Origin of the sequence: Microbacterium sp. NPDC078428, assembly GCF_044542535.1 — a bacterium.
GTDB classification, from domain to species: domain Bacteria; phylum Actinomycetota; class Actinomycetes; order Actinomycetales; family Microbacteriaceae; genus Microbacterium; species Microbacterium limosum.
Window position 1 is genome coordinate 238,007 of sequence record NZ_JBITUP010000002.1, and the last position, 21,112, is coordinate 259,118.

The following is a 21,112-nucleotide window of genomic DNA, read 5'->3' on the forward strand; positions in this document are numbered from 1 at the left end:
GGACAGTCCTCGGCCTAGCCAATCGCAGCGTTCACTGCCTTCGCACCCTCAACGGCCATCCACGCGATGAGGCGAACGTCGTCTAGCGTGATGGGAGGGAGCGGCTCGACCTTCTCCGCCGGCTGAATACCGAAATCGTCAAGCACTTGAACGATCGCGTCAACGACCATCTCGGCCTTCCCAGCGGTACGCAGCGCAGCCCGCATCGCCTTCCGCGCCTTCGCGGCCGGCACCGTATTGAGGCGCTTGATTGTCTCGAGCTGCGCTGCTCCCAGATGGCCGCCCTTGTTCATGATGACCTCGCGTGCGTCGCGGAACGATGCTGGGATCTCGGCGGCGAGGGCGTTGGGGTCGGTGGACCGCATCCATTCGTCATGCGCATCTTCTTGCGCTAGGGCCCATGCCTCGTAGGCAGCGCGAAATGCTTCGTCTGGCAGGGAGCGCGCCCTGTCCGGTTGGCCGGGATCTGCAGTGACGAGCGAGATCAGGGTGTCATCGATGACGACCCGACCGTCTTCGTCGGCGACGGGCTGCCAGGCGTCGTCGGCGTTGACGTTGCGGAACCAGATGTCGCCCGTGTCGCCCATCTGCATGCAGAACACGAAGGAGCGGCCAGAGACGGCCGGGTTCACAAATCCGCTGCCGATACCGTACGGCAAGTCTTCGAGGCGTCCGCGGAGTCCCTGATCTGCATCAAACGCGTTTGTGAGGCGCCGTCGGTACTCCTCACCGGATCCCGCGGCGGACCCGCCGCCTTGCTCAATAAGTTCCTCGATCTCTTCGACGATCGCGTCGGGGTCGTAGTGCTCCTGAGGCGGGTAGTGCGAGACTCCCGGGAGCACCTTGCCTGCGCCGATCGCCGCGTCGGCTTGCCTGAGCTTGCGGATCAGGGTCTGCTCGAGGCCGAGGAACTCGTCAAGATGTTCGGCGGGGAAGAATACGCCGAGCTCGATGGACTTGTGCTGGCTGCCGATGCGGTCGACGCGGCCGTGGCGTTGCACAATGCGCATCGGATTCCAGGGAAGGTCGTAGTTCACGATGTGCGCAGCCTGCTGAAGGTTCACGCCCTCGGCGAGCACGTCTGTCGTCAGCAGGATGTCGTAGAGGTCTGCCTCGATGGGGGTACCGTCGTCTCGGAGCTGGCCTGCGGTGCGGGGTGCGAAGTTGGCGACCGCCTTCGCCCGGGTCGGTTGGTCGATGCCGCCGCGTTTGCCCGAGGCGAACTCGCCGATCACCGCGGGCGCAACCCGGCCCCGGTAGGACGCAAGGGGCGAGCCGTCCGGGACGGCGTCCAGAGCGTCGGTAAGCCGATCATGTAGATCGCGGATCGTGTCGGCGTAGGTGGAGAAGACAATGACCTTCCGCCGGTCCCCGGCAGGGGCGTTCGTAACTGCGGGTTTCTCCGCCTCGGCAGCAATCCGCTCAAGCTCGGCGAGGAGCGCCGCGACTTTCGGCTCGCTGTCGTGCGCTGCCGCCTCGGAGAGGGACTGGAGCTGTCGGATTAGCACGAGATCGCGTTCGACATCGGATGCCAGCAGCTCTGCGTCATACAGCGCGGCAGGGGTGGCTTGGTGCTCGGTGTCCTCGTCGAGGCCGGCAACGATCTCGTCGAGGTCTTCCGACTCGGAGTTGACGTAGTCACGGAGCGCTCCGCCGACGAGTACTGTGCCCTTGCCAAGCGCGGAGAGGAATGCCTCGTGTGCATGGATGAGCACTCCCAGCGTTCCTGCCAGCGCGGTCGGCGAGGATTCCAGCCGCTTGAGCAGCGCGGAGCGAAGTAGCCCCATGTTCGAGACTTCGGTCTTGTTGAGGTCCTCAGTCTTCAAGTAGCGGCTGGGGACGTATCGTGCGAGCAGGAGTCGACCTGGGTCGCTGCGGCGCACGCTGAACGACGCGACGTGGGCTTCATCGTCCGGGATATGTAGCGCGTAAGTGACGGCATGGACCAACACTTCGCCGGGCTCATCGAGCTGATAGTCGACGCGGCGCACATCAGCGTCGGGGAACTCTACCGGGACCTTTTTGCCACCGGGCCCGGCAATCGTCTCGCCGCGGTAATTGTCCTTGACAAACTTTCTGGTACGCCGCACCGCGACCTGGTCCATAAGGTCGAACAGGTGCGCGGGCGTGAGCGCCTCGGGGTCGAGCGCCTGTGCATCGCGGATGTACTTGCGGATCGACGGGATACCGATGGATGCGAATCGGGCGTCGTCGCGGATGAAGTACTTCACCAACGTCTCAAGGTCGATGAGCGAATTGTTAACCGGGGTGGCCGTGAGCAGGACGACCTTCTTCGGATGCCGCCCGGCGAGGATAATCCTGTCGAGCGCGGCAGAACGTGCCGCTCCCGCGTTGCGCAGGTTATGCGCCTCATCGACGATAACGAGAGCGGCGTCCTCGGCTCGTTCGAAAAAGGCGACATGCTCCGGGTGCTCCGGGTCCATCCGGCTGCGGATCTCCTCGTAAGAGTGCACCGAGACGCGGCGCGAGATGTCGTACTGCTCCAGCACGGGATCCCACACCGATGCCTTGAGCGCGGCGGGAGCCGCAACAAGTACGCGCTGCCGCTGCTGCTCCGTTGCCGCGGCGATCACTTCGAGAGCAAGAAAGGTCTTGCCCAGACCCACTTCGTCAGCGACTAGCACGCCACCGATCTCGTCGAGCAGCCGCCGCATCCGCTTAACGCCGTCGGCCTGGAATCGGGTCAGCTCGAACCGAGTCGGCCCGGCCTGCTCATCGTCGAGGTGCTCCCCGTAACGAGCCAGGAGCATACGGAGGAACACGCTCCACGGAGTGTGTTCCTCCCACAACGGCTCGTACAGCCCGGCCAAATCGAACGTTTCGGAGTCCGCCCAGCACTCCTCGAACCAGTCGATTACCTGGGGCGTCGAGCCGTGCTGCCCCGACGCGCCCACGTTCAGCTCAGCGTTGCGCGTGAGTCCCGCATACGTGAGATTCGAGGACCCTGCGAGATAGGCGGGATGCGTCGGGTGATGGCTGATGAACGCCTTGCCGTGCAGAAAGCCGCCCGTGTACCGGCGGATCTCGACGATCGGCTCGCCGCGCTCGTCGGCGGCCCGCAGCCACGCCACGAGACGCTTCGCCGATTGCGTCGCCTTCAACTCGAAGCCAAGCGCGTCGCGCTCCGCCTTCAGCCACCGCACATGATCGGTCAGAGCCTCATCGAGCCGCTTCTGGAGGGCCGCGTCGGCATCGACGGGCAGCAACGGATCGGGAACGGGGTCAGCACCGAGAAGGATGCGGATGCGCGGCAGCTTCTCCAACTCGTCGGCCAGCAGCAGGAAGCCCGCAGGGTTTATGTAGGCGGTAGCGATCCCCGCGCTCGGAGGAACGGCAAGCGCCTCCCGATTCACACGGAACATGCGGCGCACCTCCTCGCGCACCGTCATAGGCGGCGCGATCCGGTTCGTCGCAAAGACGGGAAGCTGCTCGGTCATGCCGCGTCCTTCCACTGCTCGTAGTACTCGAGCACCCTTGCCAGTCGGTCGCTGTAGTCGGTACCACGTTGAAACGTGGTGAAGACATAAGTGACCTGATCCGGACTCAATGCATAGAGCAGGCTCACGAGGGCATCGAGCTCTGCAATGTGATCCGACTTTGTCGGCTCATCCTTGGCCGTTCCGACTTGAACGCCGATAGCTTCCGCCCACCCGCGATAACGATCATCGACAGCAGCGAGGTGGCCAGCCACCTGCACCACCCGGTCGGCCAACACGCTGCCCGGTCGATACTCAGGGATCGGGAGAGGATTCATAACGAAGAAATTGAAGTTCATCTCAACCCAGCGCCGTGCTGCCCAGTCAAACGGAATGCTCGAAAGCACACCAAGTAGGAAAGCCTCTGAAGACTCGGCGCCTCGGATCCTCACGACGAGCTGGACAGCCTCTGTCGCGGCCGAGCCCGGCGGCAGCAGACACGCAATTGAGGTCCGTGTATCCGTCGAGCGAGCGATCTTCCGAAAGCCAATCCGTGCTCGATCCATTGGGAGCACGCCTTGCTCAAGCTGAAGTCCGAAGAACGGAGACCGGTGCTGTCGAACTTGGGAAGCGAACTTCGCCGCGAGGTGCTCCCGAAGCCGTTGGGGATCTGCATAGGCGAATGGATCGCCAGCATCCGGCTCCCACAGGTTCATCGAGGACCCGGCGAGCACCGGGATTTTGCCCTCCCTCATCGTCAAGTCAAACTCGTACAGCGGGCGGTTGTTAGTCGAGTGCAGTTCGTTTGTGAGCCGGAAGTGCCAGTCCGGCCGCGCCTCATCAAAACGTGGTTGCAGCTTCATGAGGCGGAAGATCTCGGCCGCCTTGGACCCCGGGATCAGCGGAAAGGAAGCGGTCGACGACCATGACCCGAACTCGTCCGCCGGAACCTCTGCGAGCTGCCCGGCGCCAGAAAGGAACTCCGCCGCGCTAAAGAAGGGTCCGACGAAACGGACAACGTGCGTCTCCCCGCGTTCTAGGACAGACAATGCCACGGTGTACTGAGGATGCACGTTCGGGAAGATCCACTGCTGGTTGTTCGTCAGAAAGCAAACATCGGCGAAGCTGCCCTCGTTGAGTATCACCCGACGCAAAGGTTCGAGGGGCGAGCTGGAGAGCGCAGTTCGAGGTAGCACGATCCCCGTGCGCCCTCCCCTACGAAGAAGTGACCAATCACGCCACGCGAACACCTGGTACAGGTCGATATCCCCAGCTCCAAGCGAGAATGGCCCCGAGCGCAGCGCCTTCGCGTATGCGTCGGTCCTTATGATCTCGCGACGGTACTCCGCCACGAGGTCCGGACGAGACTTTTGGATTGTGTCAAGAGCAGCACGGCGCGCTTGCTGCGGCATCGATCGGAGTTTAGGCGAGCGGAGCCCCCACCACTTCTGCTCCTCAACCTTCACGGTCTCCCACGGCGGATTACCGACCAGCACATCGAAACCGGGCCGCTCACGCAGGAACACCTCGGGGAACAGATAGGGCATATGCGCAGGCTGGAGAGGATCAATCGCTTCGCGAACTTCGCGCATCGCAGCGAGTGCCGCGAACTGCTCGGCGTCCCATGCCTCGTCAATCGTCACGCCGAGCCGCTTGGCTACGGCCACGTTGAAGATCGCGTTTGCGGGGGCGGCTGCGTCGCGCGCTTTCGCCAGCATCTCCGCACCAGCGGCAACCTCTGACTTGTCTGCTTCCGATGCGTTCGCGTAGTCAATTAGGAGGTCGCGTGCGGCCGTCAGTGGCTCACGGATGATCTGCTCGAACAGACCGTCGGCGTTTAGCGCATCCATCGCCTCGTCAATGGTGCCGATGCCAGTGAGGGAGTTGGCGAGGACGAGTCCGTGGTCGAGGCTCGACATCGGCAGGCCCGGCACGAAGGTGTGAATCCAGAGCGCAAGCTGTGACAGCTCGACGGCGAGAGGATTGATGTCGAGACCGTAAATGCAGCGGCGGGCCACCTGACGGCGGAGGAGTTGGCCGTCGGTGATCGCCTTGGCACCGTCGGAGTCCTCCCCGAGTGCCTCGCGCGCCTTCTCCGCGAGTCGGGTGAGTTCAGCGCGAACGCCCGGCACCTCGGTGCCGGTCAGGAAGTCGCGCATGCCGCGCTCGATCTTGTCGACGGCTGCGACGAGGAAGTGGGCGGAGCCCATAGCCAGGTCGGCCACACGGAAGTCGAAGAAGGCGTCAGCCGCCTGGCGCGCTTTGCCCTCGTCCATGAGGGTTCTAATTCTGTCGAGATGCGCCTTCAGCGCGGGTTCGACCGAACGCTCGATGAGGTGGTCCACGAGGATCTTCGGCGTGTAGTACGAGCCGGTCGCCTTTCGCTCTCCCGATGCCGAGTGGAAGTACGGGCGTCCTGCTGGCGCGATGACTTCGTCATCGTCTTTCGCTGGGACGTACGCGCCGTTCTGGTCGACGGTGAGGTCTTGGTCGGCGAGCGAGAGGCTGGATTCGAGCAGGCCCTCGTAGATGGTGCCGAACTCGCGCACCTGCAGGCTGCGAAAGTCGACCGGACCCCAAGTTTGGTCGACGGTCTCCTCGCTGAGGAGTTCCTGGAGGGCGGGGCCGATCACGCTGTCGGTGAGCGTGACGTGAGCCAGTAGCGCGCCTTCTTCGGTGGCTGGGTCGAACAGGCTACCGCCATAGGTGGGCACCTCCCAGCGTGAGTTGCCGTGGAAGATCACCCCCCACACCTGGGTGAGGTCTGACCAGATCGCTGCCGACTCGGTAGAGAACTGGTCGGGGCCTGTTCCGATCTCCCGGGTGATGAATGCCTGAAGCGAGTTCGCGTCATAGTTAGCGTTGCGGCCAGCGGGCAGCAACTCGGTCGCCTCCCCGTAGGCCTGGAACAGCAGGCGGAACAGGATGCGCATTGTGAGCCGGTACGCGGTCTGAAGCCCTTGCGTGTCGAGCGCGAGCCCAAGTGACGGGAGCTGATCGGCGATCGCGAGCGCGACTCGAGGGACCACACCCTCGTAAACGCGGTCGCGGAGGCGCGTGCCGAGATCGGCTGCGTACTTGCCGGAGCCGTCGAGGATCTGCTGCGCTGAGCCGTTTGCGTCGAGTGCCTCAGCGGAGAAGATGAGCGTGAGCAGCGCGGCTTGCTCGGGCGCGAGCAGATCCAAGTCCAGCTCGAAGTACGTCTCTGACTGGCCGCGCTGGCCGACACCTACCCCGTCTCTTCCCGGATAGAGCCGCAGGGTGGACTTGCGCAGCGCGATCACCCACGGCACGTCCTCGCGGCCGGCGATTTCGAGTGCCTTGGCCACTGGTGTGAGCTGGTAGGTCGCGGACTTCTGATCAAAGTGCTCGTCGTGGCGAAGCAGAACGGCCACGGCTCGACGGGGGCCACTTGACGTGCGGAGGACGAGCAGCCGCTCCGACCCCGCGGGCTCAGCGTCGAACCCGAGCGCCGTCACCAAGTCGGCGCCACGCTTCGGCAGGATCGGAGACGCCTTCTGGCCTGCGAATTCCCAGTCGGGGCGGCGGGGCACGTCACGGTTGAGGTGGTACGTGGCGAACAGGAAGTGGTTGGAGAAGCCGTCCGCACCAGCCGAGGACATTGCCTCTTGAATGGCTCGGATACGCCCGTGAGCAGCGAGCCCGTTCCCCTCTCCCAGCACAGACTGGAGCTGACGCTCCGCCTGACCGATCGCGACAGGCCCGATGGGCGGAGCGCCGGCTGACGGATAGTGAATCCAGACCCCATCCGGGGTGACTGCTGCGACGATGAAGCCCATCGGGGCCCGCGTGCCGCGCGACTTCCACAGGTCGTCAAGCATGCCCTTCGTTGGACGCCCGGAGAGACGAGCGACACCGACCTGGATTGCTCCTGCCCCGGCGTCATCCTGGCCGAGGACAACGAGTGCATCGACAGCGCCCGAGGGCGCATCCGCCCATGCGACTGTGCTCGACCCATCAAGCTGCAATGCCGACACGTTCCCTGCTTTCTCCACACTCATTGGCAATCGTGCCAGACACAACGCCGACCCGCCGCACGCATCCGATCACGCAAATCGCCGCGCCACACGCATTCATAGGGCGATCTCGCCGAGCAAACATCTGATGAGTGGACACCGACCCGGCCTGACCGATTGCGGCGAGACTCAATCTGCAGGCGCCCGGACAGGAGGCAAGGAGAAATTCATCGTCACCGGCGATGTGCACCGAGGATCCAGAGCCCTTTCTCCCGCTGTGCGTTACCGACAGCACATCGTCGCGGTGCTTTCAAGACGCGCGCGCCGCGCGGCGCTCGTTCAGTCTCCCTCTTTCCTCCGACAATCAGCCACCGAAGCGATCGGGTGTGGCGCAGTGCTCGTCGCCGAACGGCTGCTAAGCGGAGCGCGCCCGCGCGAAGTCTGCAAGGAGTGAGCGGCGAGAACGGAGACACGACCGATCGCTACTCTCTCGGCGTCGGAGGGAGGCGCCCCCACCCTTCCGAACGCCAGTTGACGACGTCTTCCGACATCTATCCACATCTGTCATCGGCAGGATTGACGGGATCCGACCAGTGTCCGACACTAGCCCGATACTGACCATCGAGGCGGCACCGAGCGGAGGTCGAGATGGGCACCATCACCCCGTACGAGACGGTAAATGGGCGCCGATACCGCGTGCGCTACCGAAAGCCAGATCACACCGAGACACAGAAGCGCGGCTTCACGACGATGCGTGAGGCGAAGCTGTACCTCTCCATGGTGACGGTGTCGAAGTCGAAGGGCGACTATATCGACCCGTCCTCGTCGCGGGTTCCGGTCCGGATGTTCGCGGACAGTTGGCTGCGATCTAAGCACCCGCCGATGTCGAAGCCCTCGTACTTTGTGACGCTCGAGCAGGCGTGGAAGAATCACGTCGCTCCGGTCTGGGCTCATAGGGAGATCTCCTCGATCCGCCGTTCTGAAGTCCAGGATTGGGTGTCAGAACTCGCGACTCGGAAGTCGCGCACCGTTGTTCTTCGCGCCTTGGGAGTCCTTGCCGGCATTCTCGATGTGGCGATCGACGATCGTCGCCTGACGAGTAACCCGGCCCGCCATATCCGCAATCTCCCTCGCAACGGCCCGGGCAGACGCCGCGTCTACCTCTCACACGACCAGGTGGCGACGCTGGCGGCGTGCTCGGCGCATCCGACCATGGTCCTAACACTGGCGTACACCGGCCTTCGCTGGGGCGAGGCGACAGGCCTGCGGGTACGCAGCGTCAATCGACTGCGTCGACGCTTCGTCATCGAGGAGAACGCCGTGATGATCGCCTATGAGATCCATGTCGGCACGCCCAAGACGCACGAGAAGCGCTCGGTCCCATACCCTCAGCGGCTCGCTCCGATGATCGAGGAGGCCTGCGCGGGCAAGGGCCCGGAAGGATTGCTCTTCGGTGACGGCGTCGATCACATGCGCAACTCAGGCGCGCAGGGTTGGTTCGCGAACGCGGTGAAGCGCGCCCAGGCGGTCGATCCGTCGATCCCGCGAGTCACTCCGCACGACCTCCGCCACACCGCCGCGTCGCTCGCGATCAGCTCTGGCGCCAACGTGAAGGCCGTGCAGCGGATGTTGGGGCACGCGTCTGCGGCGATGACGCTGGACACCTACGCCGACCTGTTCGACGACGATCTGGATGCCGTCGCGCAACGACTGAACGACGCTATGCCGCTGGTGGCGCTGCCGTCGGGTCCGCAGACCCGCTATGCCCGGCCGCAGCGACCATAAAGCAGATTGCTCAGTTTCTCGCCAGGCCTCGAACCGCTGGAAGTGCTCGATTTCGGCGCTCCACGACGTCGAACGAAGCGGCTTGAAGGTCCTTGAATGAGGCTCGATCGGAGCTCATAGTTTTCTCAAATGCGGCCAAAAAGCGGCCAAAAGTGACTCCTGAGCGGCCTATCCACAGAAGAAATTCCTGATCAGAGCCAAAAAGAGATTGTACCCCTGGAGGGACTCGAACCCCCAACCGTTTGCTTAGGACGCAACTGCTCTTCCATTGAGCTACAGAGGCTGGCCCGTCCAGTCTAACGGCGCCCCACGAAACCCCCGAGCAAGCCCGAGCCGGGCTCGAGCAAGCGCTCGAGCACCTCCAGCCTCAGGCGGCAAGCTCGAGATAGGGCTCCCACACCGGGTCCGAACACTCCGAACCCCGCACCGTCCACTGCGCCCCATGGGGCGCGCGCGGCGTCAGGCGCAGCTCCCAGCGCATCTCGGCAGGAGTGCGATCGCCCTTCACGTTGTTGCACCGAAGACACGCGGCCACGAGGTTCTCCCACGAGTCCGCTCCCCCGCGCGAGCGCGGCAGCACGTGATCGATCGTCGTCGCACTCTTGCCGCAGTACCCGCACCGATGCCTGTCCCGACGCAGCACCCCCCGCCGAGTGACGGGCACGCGACGCGCCTGCGGCACGCGCACGTAGCGGGTCAGCACGATCACGGCCGGCCGATCGAACGTGCCCTGGATGCCGCAGACCGGATCATCCTCCACGCGTTCGATGACGGTCGCCTTCGCATTCATCACGAGCACGAGGGCTCGCTTGAACGACACGATCGCGAGGGGCTCATAGCCTGCGTTCAGCACCAGAGTGCGCATCCGGGTTCCTTTCGAATGGCCGTGACGGCTTCAGCGGTATTCGAATCACTGACGCGGAACCTCACGAAAGGGGTGCGCGAGCACAAAAAAGGACGCCGTCTTTACAGACAGCGCCCTGGAACCACGGCCATGCCGCGGCAGAAGTGCACTCGATGCCGAAGGACGTAACGACCTTGCGCATTCCTGGTTCGAATGCGAGGTATTCGGTCCATCGGCTCCCCCCTCCGCTCGATCACGCGTCGCGGTAAGGGTACCTCACCAGGATGCGCACCCGGCCGACGCGCCGGTGAACGATCTGCCCGTGGCGGGAGATGAACAAATGACGGATGCCGCGACATCCGCCCCGGCGCCGCACCGCGGCGAAGCGCCGCGCGCCCGACGCAAAGGGAGGCAGCGACTCAGCCGGCGTTGGCGACGAGCCAGCCCTCGGCATCCACGCGCGTGCCATCGACATGGATCATGAGATGCAGGTGTGTGCCAAAAGCACGACCCGTGTCGCTGACCTGACCGATCATCTGCCCGGCACTCACCGTCTGCCCCGCGCTCACCGTGCGGCTGCCGCCGAGCATGTGACCGTAGACGCTCTGCACGGCGTGCCCGTTGATGTTGTGCATGATCGTGACGGTCACACCCAGCGCCCCGCCGCCGTCGGTCGACGTCGTGACGACGCCGTCCGCGACGGAGTAGATGGGGGTGCCGCGCTCGACCATGTAGTCGGTGCCGCGGTGACCGGCGTAGGGGGCGCCGAAGTTGTTGAAGTACGGCAGCGGGCGACGCACGATGCCGGAGCCCGGCGCCACGAGCGGCACCCCGGCGGGAACGGCGTACGATCCGCCCGAGGATGCTGCCTGCGTTCGCGCCGCGGCGGCTGCGGCGGCCGCAGCGGCCGCGGCCTCCTCGGCCTTCTTCTTCGCGATCTCGTCGGGCGTCGTGGCCGCGTACGAGCTGCGGGAGAGGTCGGAGCCCTGAACTTCGGAGGCCACGACGAGCGTCTGCGCGCCGTCGGCGGCGAGCTGCTCCATCGTGGTGGTGGCCTCTTCAGGCGAGAAGGCCGCATAGGCGGGGAGGGCGACAGTGGCCACGAGGCCCGTGACGGCCGCGATGGTCAGCACGCTGCGGAGCGGACCGCGACGCTTCGACTCGATGCGCGCCACCGACGACGAGGCGACGACGGCCTTGCTCGCTCGCTGCGGGCGGGACGCCCAGGCTCGCTTGGTTGCCTGCCACCGAGAGGGCCGCCGACCGAGGTCGGATCCGGCCGCGTCGGGAGCGCTCGCGGGCGTGTTGTCGTTATCAGCCAAGCTGGTCCTCCGGCCCCGGCACCCGATTTCGGGTGGGTGCGGTTCGTCGGCGCGTTCAGGCGTGGCGCGACCGCTCGGAGTGACGAACCTGTGGGGCGTACCGGGCGGTGTTCGTGCGACGGGCTTCTCGCCGCGCGACTCCCCGAGATTACCCGACGATAACGATTCTGTCACGTCGGGCGGTCCGGAATGTGGATGCCGCGGCCCCGCGCAACGGGAGCAGAAGGGTCGCGATCAGACGCTCGCGTCGACGAGGAAGATATGCGCGGCGACCTCGACGGGAAGCTCGAGGCCCTCCTCTGCGCCGTCCATCTCGACCAGCACGTACCCCTCGTTGAAGCGATAGCTGCCCCGCGCACCCGGGACGACGCCGGCTCCGCGCAGCTGCTCCAGCAGCTCGGGATCTACCTGCGCGGGCTCGGCGAGACGGCGCACGGTTCCCTCGATCGGGCCGCCCTTCTCGTTGAGCAGCCGCACGAGCCCCACGACGCCCTGCGAGAAGGTGAGCGCGGGAACGTCGCCCAGCTGATCCAGGCCCGGGATCGGGTTGCCGTACGGCGACTCGGTGGGGTGCCCCAGCAGCTCGACGAGACGGCGCTCCACCTGCTCGCTCATGACGTGCTCCCAGCGACAGGCCTCCTCGTGCACGTAGGCCCAGTCAAGACCGATGACGTCGGAGAGCAGGCGCTCGGCGAGCCGGTGCTTGCGCATGACGTCGACCGCCTTCTGGCGCCCCGCGTCGGTCAGCTCGAGCCTGCGGTCCTCGGAGACCACGACGAGGCCGTCGCGCTCCATCCGGCCGACCGTCTGCGACACCGTGGGACCCGAGTGCCCCAGCCGCTCGGAGATGCGCGCGCGCAGCGGCACGATGTTCTCTTCCTCGAGTTCGAGGATCGTGCGCAGATACATCTCGGTGGTGTCGATGAGATCGGTCATGACCGGGTTTCCTCGCTTCAGGCCTACGGAGGCAAGCCTAATCCAGGCACCCGACGCCCGGAGGGTCGCACGGATGGCCGCCCCTAGAATCGGAGCCATGCCCCACGTGACGCTGCCCACCGAACTCCTGCCCGTCGACGGTCGATTCGGCTGCGGACCGTCGAAGGTGCGCGCCGCACAGCTCGAGGCGCTGGCCACGACGGGCGCCTCGCTGCTCGGCACCTCGCACCGCCAGGCCCCCGTGAAGAACCTCGTGCGCGACGTGCGGGGCCTGCTCGCCGACCTCTTCCGCATCCCCGAGGGCTACGAGATCTTGCTCGGCAACGGCGGATCCACCGCGTTCTGGGATGCCGCGGCATTCGGCCTCATCGAGCGCCGCTCGCAGAACCTCGTCTTCGGCGAGTTCGGCGGCAAGTTCGCCGCGGCCGCCAGGGCCCCGTGGCTCGAAGCGCCCGACGTGCGCAAGGCCGACCCCGGCACGCGCGCGATCGCGGAAGCGGTCGAGGGCGTCGACGTCTACGCGTGGCCCCACAACGAGACCTCCACGGGCGTCTCCGCCCCCGTGCAGCGCGTGCGCGGCGACGAGGGCGCCCTCACCGTCATCGACGCCACGAGCGCCGCCGGCGGCATCTTCTTCGACGTCGCCGAGGCCGACGTCTACTACTTCGCCCCGCAGAAGAACCTCGGCTCCGACGGCGGCCTGTGGTTCGCCGCCGTCTCGCCCGCCGCGATCGAGCGCATCGAGCGCATCGCCGCCTCGGGCCGCTACATCCCCGAGTTCCTCAGCCTCAAGAACGCGCTCGAGAACTCCCGCCTCGAGCAGACGCTCAACACCCCCGCGCTGACCACGCTGTTCCTGCTGCACGACCAGCTCTCGTGGATCACCGACAACGGCGGCCTCACGTGGGCCGCGGCTCGCACGGCCGAATCCTCCACCGCGCTCTACGAGTGGGCCGAGGCGTCCGCCGTCGCGACGCCGTTCGTCGCCGATCCGGCCGATCGCTCCCCCGTCGTCGTCACGATCGACTTCGACGAGTCGGTGGATGCCGCGGCACTCGCCGCGTCGCTGCGGTCGAACGGAATCGTCGACACCGAGCCTTACCGCAAGCTCGGGCGCAACCAGCTGCGCGTCGCGACGTTCGTCTCGATCGAGCCGTCCGACGTGCGCCAGCTGATCGCGTCGATCGACTACACGCTCGAGCGGCTTTGAGCCGGGCCGGCGGGGGCCCGCTCAGTCGTCGGAGTCGCTGAGCTTGCCCTCGCCGAGGTCGTCCTCGCCCGAGACGAAGTCGTCGGAGTCGGAGACATCCGAGACGTCTGAGTCGTCGTCGTCGCCGTCGAGGTCGTCGTCGTCCGAGTCGTCCTCGTCACCCGAGTCGTCGTCGAAGTCATCTTCGTCGTCCGAGTCGTCTTCGTCGTCCGAATCGTCGTCATCGAAGTCGTCCTCGTCATCCGAGTCGTCGTCGTCCGAGTCATCATCCGAGTCGTCGTCGTCCGAGTCGAGCTCGTCGATGTCGACCCCGTCGACGTCTCCGGCGTGCAGGATGCGCGAGCCGTCGGTGTCGAAGTCTGCCGCGTCGAGGTCGTCGGTGTCGTCGTCGAGGTCGTCGGCGTCGTCCCCGTCATCCGAATCCTCGTCATCCGAGTCGTCCTCGTCGGACTGCTGCGCGAGCTCGGCCTGGGCGCGCTGCTGCGCCTGGTACTCCGCCAGACGCTCGGCCCACGGCACCCACTCGGGCGCCACGAGCGCGCCGTCGCCGGGCAGCAGCTCGGCCTCGAGCACGGTCGGCTCCTCGCCGTCGATGCGCGCGACCGAAACGGTCCAGAACCAGCCCGGGTATCCGCCCAGCCGGTTGTTGAACAGCAGCGACACGACGCCGCCGTGCTCCACGCGGTACCCCGCGGCGTCGCCGATCGTGCGCTCGGGGGTGATCTCGGCCAGCGCCGCACGGGCGAGGTCGCGCGCCTGGATCAGACGCTCATCGGGCACGGCAGCCTCCGGCGCGGACGCCTCGGGCTCGGATGCGCTGGGCGCGACCGAGCGGTCGGCCTCCGTCTCGGGGGCCGATGCGGACTCGACCGTGGCGTCGTCAGGCATCGAGTTCATCAGCGACCCGGCGCAGCACGGCCGCGACCTTCTTCGCATGAGCGCCGCTCGGGTAGCGACCCCGGCGCAGGTCGCCGCCGATGCCGTCGAGCAGACCCACGAGGTCCTCGACGATCACGGCCATGTCGTCGGCGGGCTTGCGCTTGGCCTTCGACAGGCTCGGCGGGGCCTCGAGCACGCGCACCGACAGCGCCTGCAGCCCGCGCTTGCCGTCGGCGACGCCGAACTCCACACGCGAGCCCGGCTTGGGTGCCGACGCGCCCTGCGGCAGAGCCGTGGCGTGCAGGAAGACGTCCTGGCCATCATCCGTCGTGATGAAGCCGAACCCCTTCTCCTCGTCGTAGAACCTGACCTTGCCGGTGGGCATCATGACCTCGCTGTAGGAAGCGCCCTGCGGGCGCGGGAAATCGCGGAGCAGATCGCCCCGACACATCAGACTACGGCACCGGCGCGCACTAGGCTGAGACGGATGAGCCCGACCACACCCGACCCGATGCCGGCTCCCGGCCGCCTCGAGCGCGTCCTCGCGTTCATGTCGCTCGGCATCGCCCTGCTCGCCATCGGCTGCTTCTTCGCGATCATGATCGGCACCGCCACCGGGATGACGCAGGCCGACTTCGGCAGCGGCATCTGGCCCATGGTCGCCGTCCTGCCGATGATCGGGCTGCCCCTGGCCTTCGTGCTCATCATCGCGCTGCTGATCATCACGTGGGTCAAGCGCGGCCGGGCGAACAGGGCGTAAGGCCCGGCCGACATGGCGGAGGGCACACGGGATCTCGCGGTACGGCTGGCCGCCCTCTCCGACGCGGAGCTGGCGGACTTCCTGCACGAGCGCCGCGCCCCCGCACTGCCGGCCTGGCGTGACTTCTTCGACGCCGCCGAAGCCCTCACCGATCCCGCGTCGCTGCGTCGCGCCCTCGCCACGCTGCCCGCCGCCGACCTCGGCGAGCTGACCGACGCCGCCCGGGAGGGCCGCGAGAGCGGCAGCGCCCGCACGCGACGCCTCATGCTGACGGATGCCGAGGGCGTCCCCCTCCCGCAGGTCGCGGCCCTGCTGGCCGAGTTCGGTGGCTCCCCCGTCGACGTGGGTCGCCCCGCGCCCGATGCCGACGCCGCCGCCGAGGGGCACGCCGCCGAGCGCGCCTTCACGAGCGTCGCCGCACTCGGCGACATCCTCATCCAGGCGATCCGCACGCCGCTCTCGCGCGTGGGCTCCGGGGCCCTGGGCGCCGCCGACCGTCGCCGCCTCGCCGAGGACCTCCCCCATCCCGACGACGTCGACCCCCTCATCTCGCTCGCCGAGCGCGCCGGCCTGCTCGCCGCCGACACCCGCTCGTTCATGCCCACCGCCGCCGCGGACGACTGGCTCGCGGCATCCACCCCCGACCGGTGGACGTCCGCCGCCCGCGCCTGGTGGATCGCCGTGCCGGCGCCCCTCACGGCGTCCGCCCGCCTCACCGACCCTGCCGGGTGGCCTGCGGCGTTCCCGGCCGACCCCGCCTGGCCCGACCGGGGCGCCGCGTTCCGCCGCGAGGCCGAGGCGTGGGGCATCGTGACTCCCACGGGCGCCGCCCCCTCGTGGACGCGCCTCATCGGCGCCGACCCCGCCGCCGCGGCGCGGGAGCTCGCAACGCTCATGCCGCGCGAGGTCGACCGCATCTACCTGCAGAACGACCTCACCGCGATCTCGCCCGGTCCTCTCGCCCCGGGGCTCGACGTGAGGCTGCGCCGCATCGCCGTGCGCGAATCGCACGCCCAGGCATCCTCCTACCGCTTCACGGCCGAGACCGTCGCGGGGGCGCTCACGGAGGGCGAGAGCGCCGAGACGATCCTCGCCTTCCTCGCCGAGCTCTCGCTCACGGGTGTGCCCCAGCCGCTCGACTACCTCGTGCGCACGACGGCGGAGCGCCACGGCACCGTGCGGGTCGGCGACGACCCCGATGCCCCGGCCGATGCGACGCGCACGCGCGTGTGGAGCTCGTCGCCCGAGGCGCTCGAGCCGATCGCCGTCGATCAGTCGCTGCGGCCCCTCGGGCTCGTGCGCACCGCCGACGGCAGCGCCCTCACCTCGCGGGTCGCGCGCGACACGGTGCTGTGGGCCCTCATCGACGCCCGGTACCCCGCGATCGCGGTCGACGCCGACGGGACGATGCTGCGATTGCGCCGGCACCGGGTCGCCGTCTCGCCCCCCGCGACCGACGACGGCGAGTCGTACGGTCCTATCATCCGCCTGCTGCGTGGGGCCGACGAGGCCGACGCCGATGCCGCGTGGCTCGACCGCGAGCTCGAGGCCGCCGTGCGCGAGCGCAGCCTCGTCGAGATCGACGTCGAGCTGCCGGGCGGCGTCGCGCGCACGTTCGTGCTCGAGGCGTCCGGCATGGGCGGCGGCCGGATGCGCGGCCGCGAGCACGGCACCGACGTGGAGCGCACCCTCCCGGTCTCGAGCATCCGCAGCATCCGTCGCCTGTGAGCCGCCGCGCCCGCCGCGGCATCCCGCCGGTAGACTGAGCAGTTATGTCTGACGGCCCCCTCATCGTCCAGAGCGATCGCACGGTGCTGCTCGAGGTGGCGCACCCGGATGCCGAGACCGCCCGCCACGAGCTGGCCGTCTTCGCCGAGCTCGAGCGCGCCCCCGAGCACATCCACACCTACCGCGTGACGCGGCTGGGCCTGTGGAACGCGCGTGCGGCGGGACACCAGGCCGACGACATGCTCGAGACCCTCGAGCGCTGGTCGCGGTTCCCCGTGCCGCCCTCGGTGTCGATCGACATCCGCGAGACGGTGGGCCGCTACGGCCGCCTGCTCATCGAGCGCGACGACGAGGGCACCCTCGTGCTGCGCTCCACCGACCAGGCGGTGCTCGCCGAGGTCGCCAAGAACAAGCGCATCCAGCCGCTGCTGACCGGCCACCCCACCCCCGATTCGTATACGGTGGATGCGTGGGCCCGCGGCCACATCAAGCAGGAGCTGCTGAAGATCGGGTGGCCCGCCGAAGACCTCGCCGGCTACAGCCCCGGCACCCCCCACGAGATCGAGCTCGCGGAGGACGGCTGGCACCTGCGCCCCTACCAGCGCAAGGCCGTCGACAGCTTCGCCGACGGCGGCTCGGGCGTCGTGGTGCTGCCCTGCGGCGCCGGGAAGACCCTCGTGGGCGCGGCGGCGATGGCCGACACCAAGACGACGACGCTCATCCTCGTCACCAACACCGTCTCGGCGCGCCAGTGGCGCGACGAGCTGCTGCGACGCACGTCGCTCACGCCCGAGGAGATCGGCGAGTACTCGGGGCAGGTGAAGGAGGTCAAGCCGGTCACGATCGCGACGTACCAGATCCTCACCGCCAAGCGGAAGGGCGAGTACGCGCACCTCGCGCTGCTCGACGCGCTCGACTGGGGCCTCATCGTCTACGACGAGGTGCACCTGCTCCCCGCCCCCGTCTTTAAGCTCACCGCGGAACTGCAGGCGCGCCGGCGCCTGGGCCTGACGGCCACGCTCGTGCGCGAGGACGGTCGCGAGGGCGACGTCTTCAGCCTCATCGGCCCCAAGCGGTTCGACGCCCCGTGGAAGGAGATCGAGGCCCAGGGCTTCATCTCCCCCGCCGCCTGCTACGAGGTGCGCATCGACCTGCCCGCGTCCGACCGGCTCGAGTACGCCGCGGCGGCGGATGACGAGCGCTACCGCCTGGCCGCGACCGCGCACGCGAAGATCGGGGTCGTGCGCAGCCTCGTCGAGCGGCACGAGGGCGAACGCATCCTGATCATCGGCCAGTACCTCGACCAGATCGACATCCTGGCCGATGCGCTCGGCGCCCCGAAGATCACGGGCGCGACGCCCGTCGACGAGCGGGAGCAGCTGTTCCAGGCGTTCCGCGAGGGCTCGCTGACGGTGCTCGTTGTGTCGAAGGTCGCGAACTTCTCGGTGGACCTGCCCGAGGCATCCGTCGCCATCCAGGTGTCGGGCTCGTTCGGGTCGCGCCAGGAGGAGGCCCAGCGTCTCGGCCGCCTACTGCGTCCGAAGACCAACGGGCACACGGCGAGCTTCTACACGCTCATCGCGCGCGACACCGTCGACCAGGACTTCGCGCAGAACCGCCAGCGCTTCCTCGCTGAGCAGGGCTACGCCTACACGATCCTCGACGCCGACCAGCTCGCCGCCTGACTCATCCCGTCCGGGCGAAGAACCGGAGGATCAGTTCCTGCACGGCGCGCGGGTTGTCGTCGGTGGCGAAGTGCGCGGCGTCCGGAATGGATGCGAACTCCACGTCGTCCGCGAAGCGCTTCACATCGCCGACATGCGCGCGCACATAGGCCTCCGTCAGCGGCACATCCTTCGCGCCGAAGGCGTAGAGGGTCGGCGCCCGCAGCCGCCGCCGGCGATACGCGCCGGTGACGAGAGCCGGCATCTCGCCGCCGATCAGCAATCCGCGATAGACCTCGCTGATCGCGGCGTCCTTCGCCGGGTCACGCAGCGGAGCCAAATACACCCCGCGGGTCTCGTCGGTCATGGCGCCGGCGACGTATGGCGGTCGGAAGACCCACTCCAAGGACTGACCCGGCTTCCGGAACCGCAGCTTCGGAACGTGGCGCATCGCCGGCAGCATCCCGGGCCCCATCCGCATGAAGGGGGGAGGCACCGAGAGCACGACCAGCGCGTGCACGCGCTCGGGGTGCGTGTACGCCAGCTGCGTCGCCACCAGCGCACCCATGTCGTGCGCGACGACCCGCGCCCGCTCGAGCCCGAGAGTGTCCATCAGCGCCAACACGTCGTCCCGCATGGAATAGCGGTCGATGCGCGGCGACTCGGCCTGCGACCATCCGAACCCCCGCGCGTCCGGGCAGATCAGGCTGTACCGCCCGGCGAGCGCGGTGGCGATCGCCCGCCACTGCCACCAGTGCTGCGGCAGCCCGTGGAGCATGATCACCGGCTCCCCCGCACCGGCATGCGCCACGTGCATGTGCAGACCGGGCACGTCCACGTACTCATGCCGCACGCCCGTGACCGAGGGCATGTCGGGTGCGATCGCCTCGATGTCGGACACCGCTATCGCCTCGCATCCGTCGCGTCGAGAAGGACCCCGACGCAGCGGGCGGGGTGGCGGGGCAGCCCCAGCATCCGCTCATCCGCGGTCTCGACATCCGTGGTCTCGTCCATGGGCGCGACATTACTACGTTCGTAGTCCAGTGTCACTACCTTTGTAGTATGGATGCTGCGCCTACAGTCGGACTCATGGCCACGACCCGCGAACGCGCGCTCGACGCCGCTCTCACCCTCGTGGGCGAGCAGGGCGTCCGCGCCCTCACCCACGCGCGCGTGGATGCCGCGGCCGGGCTGCCGAGGGGATCGACGTCGAACTGGTTCCGCACCCGCGACGCGCTCGTCGCGGGCGTGGTCACCCACCTCGCCGAGAGCGAGCGCGCCGAGATCGCCACCGCGGGGCCCCCCATGATCGATACCCCCGACCAGCTGACCGACGCGTTCAGCGGCCTGATCGCGATGCAGACCGGCCCCCTCGCGGCACGCACCCGCGCTCGGTATGCCCTGTTCCTCGAGGGCGCCCACGACCGGGTCATGCTCGAACCGCTGCTCGCGCAGCGTGCCGCATACGTCGAGTGGACGGCATCCCTGCTCGCGCACGTGGGCGCAGCCCACCCCGCCGACGCGGTTCGCACGCTCATGGCCGCCTCCGAAGGCTTGATCCTGCATCGCCTCAGCGTCGATCCCGACGCCGAGATCCGTCCCGTCATCGACCGCGTGGTCCGCGCGTGCCTTGCCTGACCGCCCTCCGGCTCCGGCTCCGGCTCCGGCTCCGGCTCCGGCGAACGGTCGCGACATGCCGCGCCCGCCACTTCACCCGCGGCGCGTCGCGACCGTTCGCGGCGCGGCGCGGGAGCACCGGGGCGTAGCGCATCCGCTCGGCCGCGCGCAATCGCACCGCAATCCTGCGCACACAGAGGATCCGTCACGATAATGGGGGGATGAGCGCACCCCGCATCCTTGTCGTCGACGACGAGCCGAACATCCGCGACCTGCTGATCACGAGCCTGCGATTCGCCGGATTCCAGGTCAAGGCCGTCAGCAACGGCGCCCAGACGATCTCGGCCGTGCTCGAGGAGGAACCCGACCTCATCGTGCTCGACGTCATGCTCCCCGACATGAACGGCTTCAGCGTCACGAAACGCCTGCGCAGCGCCGGCTACACCGCACCGATACTCTTCCTCACCGCGAAGGACGAGACCGAGGACAAGATCGAGGGTCTCAACGCCGGCGGCGACGACTACGTCACCAAGCCCTTCAGCCTCGACGAGATCGTCGCGCGCATCCAGGCCATCCTGCGTCGCACGATGCAGGCCGACGAGGACGCCGTCATCCGCACCGGCGAGCTGACGATGGATCAGGACACGCACGACGTGAAGGTCGGCGACGCCACGATCGACCTCAGCCCCACGGAGTTCAAGCTGCTCCGCTACCTCATGCTCAACCCCAACCGGGTGCTCAGCAAGGCGCAGATCCTCGACCACGTCTGGGAATACGACTTCAACGGCGACGCGGGCATCGTCGAGAGCTACATCTCCTACCTGCGCCGCAAGATCGACCCGCACTCCTCCGAGCCGCTCATCCAGACCAAGCGGGGCTTCGGCTACATGCTGAAGTCCGGCAAGACCGCGTAGGACGCCCCCGCTGGACCGCCAGGCGAAGACCGATGCCCT

The 21,112-nt window shown here is 67.7% G+C and carries 15 protein-coding genes and 1 tRNA gene; 7 read left to right on the forward strand and 9 right to left on the reverse strand.

What is annotated here, in order from left to right:
* Positions 1 to 14 precede the first annotated feature (14 nt).
* Both ACIGCK_RS05320 and ACIGCK_RS05325 read right to left on the reverse strand, forming a co-directional pair.
* A complete protein-coding gene (locus ACIGCK_RS05320) occupies positions 15 to 3,458 on the reverse strand; it encodes an SNF2-related protein (protein WP_396664406.1) in 3,444 nt (1,147 codons plus the stop codon).
* Entirely contained in the window at positions 3,455 to 7,459 is a 4,005-nt protein-coding gene (locus ACIGCK_RS05325; RefSeq protein WP_396664408.1) for an Eco57I restriction-modification methylase domain-containing protein, read from the reverse strand. The genes ACIGCK_RS05320 and ACIGCK_RS05325 overlap by 4 nt, the downstream gene beginning before the upstream one ends.
* Positions 7,460 to 8,062: 603 nt before the next feature.
* On the opposite strand from ACIGCK_RS05325, the gene ACIGCK_RS05330 reads away from it, so the two are divergent.
* Positions 8,063 to 9,199, forward strand: a complete 1,137-nt coding sequence (locus ACIGCK_RS05330; RefSeq protein WP_396664410.1) for a tyrosine-type recombinase/integrase — start codon at positions 8,063 to 8,065, stop codon at positions 9,197 to 9,199.
* Positions 9,200 to 9,410: 211 nt separating this feature from the next.
* Here ACIGCK_RS05330 and ACIGCK_RS05335 read toward each other — a convergent pair.
* The 4 genes from ACIGCK_RS05335 to ACIGCK_RS05350 all read right to left on the reverse strand — a co-directional run bounded on the left by ACIGCK_RS05335 (position 9,411) and on the right by ACIGCK_RS05350 (position 12,301).
* Positions 9,411 to 9,482, reverse strand: a tRNA-Arg gene (locus ACIGCK_RS05335).
* An 84-nt stretch (positions 9,483 to 9,566) separates the two neighbouring features.
* Positions 9,567 to 10,064, reverse strand: a complete 498-nt coding sequence (locus tag ACIGCK_RS05340; protein WP_396664412.1) for an HNH endonuclease — start codon at positions 10,062 to 10,064, stop codon at positions 9,567 to 9,569.
* A 398-nt stretch (positions 10,065 to 10,462) separates the two neighbouring features.
* Positions 10,463 to 11,365, reverse strand: coding sequence for a M23 family metallopeptidase (locus tag ACIGCK_RS05345; RefSeq protein WP_396664414.1), 903 nt, complete (start codon positions 11,363 to 11,365; stop codon positions 10,463 to 10,465).
* Positions 11,366 to 11,599: 234 nt separating this feature from the next.
* The gene (locus tag ACIGCK_RS05350; RefSeq protein ID WP_330170193.1) at positions 11,600 to 12,301 is read right to left on the reverse strand and encodes a metal-dependent transcriptional regulator; all 702 of its coding nucleotides are present in this window, start codon (positions 12,299 to 12,301) and stop codon (positions 11,600 to 11,602) included.
* A 97-nt stretch (positions 12,302 to 12,398) separates the two neighbouring features.
* Here ACIGCK_RS05350 and serC point away from each other — a divergent pair, with 97 nt between their 5' ends.
* A complete protein-coding gene (serC, locus tag ACIGCK_RS05355) occupies positions 12,399 to 13,511 on the forward strand; it encodes a phosphoserine transaminase (protein WP_396664416.1) in 1,113 nt (370 codons plus the stop codon).
* A 21-nt stretch (positions 13,512 to 13,532) separates the two neighbouring features.
* Here serC and ACIGCK_RS05360 read toward each other — a convergent pair whose 3' ends face one another.
* Together ACIGCK_RS05360 and ACIGCK_RS05365 are read right to left on the reverse strand one after the other, a co-directional pair.
* The gene (locus ACIGCK_RS05360) at positions 13,533 to 14,399 is read right to left on the reverse strand and encodes a DUF3027 domain-containing protein (protein ID WP_396664418.1); all 867 of its coding nucleotides are present in this window, start codon (positions 14,397 to 14,399) and stop codon (positions 13,533 to 13,535) included.
* Entirely contained in the window at positions 14,392 to 14,775 is a 384-nt protein-coding gene (locus ACIGCK_RS05365; protein WP_396664715.1) for a cold-shock protein, read from the reverse strand. Before ACIGCK_RS05365 ends, ACIGCK_RS05360 begins: the two co-directional genes overlap by 8 nt.
* Before the next feature lie 102 nt (positions 14,776 to 14,877).
* Between ACIGCK_RS05365 and ACIGCK_RS05370 the strand changes: the two genes are divergently transcribed.
* Genes ACIGCK_RS05370 through ACIGCK_RS05380 form a run of 3 tightly spaced genes read left to right on the forward strand, consistent with a single transcriptional unit; the run spans position 14,878 to position 18,563 of the window.
* Entirely contained in the window at positions 14,878 to 15,150 is a 273-nt protein-coding gene (locus ACIGCK_RS05370) for a multidrug ABC transporter ATPase (protein ID WP_330170196.1), read from the forward strand.
* Positions 15,151 to 15,162: 12 nt separating this feature from the next.
* Positions 15,163 to 16,878 carry a helicase-associated domain-containing protein gene (locus ACIGCK_RS05375; RefSeq protein ID WP_396664420.1) on the forward strand — a complete coding sequence of 572 codons (1,716 nt, stop codon included), beginning with the start codon at positions 15,163 to 15,165 and terminating at the stop codon, positions 16,876 to 16,878.
* A gap of 44 nt (positions 16,879 to 16,922) precedes the next feature.
* Positions 16,923 to 18,563 (forward strand): DNA repair helicase XPB, encoded by a 1,641-nt coding sequence (locus tag ACIGCK_RS05380; protein ID WP_396664421.1) that lies wholly within the window; start codon positions 16,923 to 16,925, stop codon positions 18,561 to 18,563.
* A 1-nt stretch (position 18,564) separates the two neighbouring features.
* On the opposite strand, the gene ACIGCK_RS05385 is transcribed toward ACIGCK_RS05380, so the two are convergent.
* Positions 18,565 to 19,443 (reverse strand): alpha/beta fold hydrolase, encoded by an 879-nt coding sequence (locus ACIGCK_RS05385; RefSeq protein ID WP_396664423.1) that lies wholly within the window; start codon positions 19,441 to 19,443, stop codon positions 18,565 to 18,567.
* A gap of 188 nt (positions 19,444 to 19,631) precedes the next feature.
* On the opposite strand from ACIGCK_RS05385, the gene ACIGCK_RS05390 reads away from it, so the two are divergent.
* Together ACIGCK_RS05390 and ACIGCK_RS05395 are read left to right on the forward strand one after the other, a co-directional pair.
* The gene (locus tag ACIGCK_RS05390; RefSeq protein ID WP_396664425.1) at positions 19,632 to 20,180 is read left to right on the forward strand and encodes a TetR/AcrR family transcriptional regulator; all 549 of its coding nucleotides are present in this window, start codon (positions 19,632 to 19,634) and stop codon (positions 20,178 to 20,180) included.
* A gap of 200 nt (positions 20,181 to 20,380) precedes the next feature.
* Positions 20,381 to 21,073, forward strand: a complete 693-nt coding sequence (locus ACIGCK_RS05395; protein ID WP_396664427.1) for a response regulator transcription factor — start codon at positions 20,381 to 20,383, stop codon at positions 21,071 to 21,073.
* The last annotated feature ends 39 nt before the right edge of the window (positions 21,074 to 21,112 follow it).

Excerpts from the sequence above, each read along its gene's own strand:
- ACIGCK_RS05390 (WP_396664425.1), top strand. The coding sequence starts at position 19,632 with ATGGCCACGACCCGCGAACGCGCGCTCGACGCCGCTCTCACCCTCGTG.
- ACIGCK_RS05340 (WP_396664412.1), bottom strand. The coding sequence starts at position 10,064 with ATGCGCACTCTGGTGCTGAACGCAGGCTATGAGCCCCTCGCGATCGTG.
- ACIGCK_RS05380 (WP_396664421.1), top strand. The coding sequence starts at position 16,923 with ATGTCTGACGGCCCCCTCATCGTCCAGAGCGATCGCACGGTGCTGCTC.
- ACIGCK_RS05360 (WP_396664418.1), bottom strand. The coding sequence starts at position 14,399 with ATGCCTGACGACGCCACGGTCGAGTCCGCATCGGCCCCCGAGACGGAG.
- ACIGCK_RS05370 (WP_330170196.1), top strand. The coding sequence starts at position 14,878 with ATGAGCCCGACCACACCCGACCCGATGCCGGCTCCCGGCCGCCTCGAG.
- serC (WP_396664416.1), top strand. The coding sequence starts at position 12,399 with ATGCCCCACGTGACGCTGCCCACCGAACTCCTGCCCGTCGACGGTCGA.
- ACIGCK_RS05330 (WP_396664410.1), top strand. The coding sequence starts at position 8,063 with ATGGGCACCATCACCCCGTACGAGACGGTAAATGGGCGCCGATACCGC.
- ACIGCK_RS05320 (WP_396664406.1), bottom strand. The coding sequence starts at position 3,458 with ATGACCGAGCAGCTTCCCGTCTTTGCGACGAACCGGATCGCGCCGCCT.
- ACIGCK_RS05365 (WP_396664715.1), bottom strand. The coding sequence starts at position 14,775 with ATGCCCACCGGCAAGGTCAGGTTCTACGACGAGGAGAAGGGGTTCGGC.
- ACIGCK_RS05325 (WP_396664408.1), bottom strand. The coding sequence starts at position 7,459 with ATGAGTGTGGAGAAAGCAGGGAACGTGTCGGCATTGCAGCTTGATGGG.
- ACIGCK_RS05375 (WP_396664420.1), top strand. The coding sequence starts at position 15,163 with ATGGCGGAGGGCACACGGGATCTCGCGGTACGGCTGGCCGCCCTCTCC.
- ACIGCK_RS05350 (WP_330170193.1), bottom strand. The coding sequence starts at position 12,301 with ATGACCGATCTCATCGACACCACCGAGATGTATCTGCGCACGATCCTC.
- ACIGCK_RS05395 (WP_396664427.1), top strand. The coding sequence starts at position 20,381 with ATGAGCGCACCCCGCATCCTTGTCGTCGACGACGAGCCGAACATCCGC.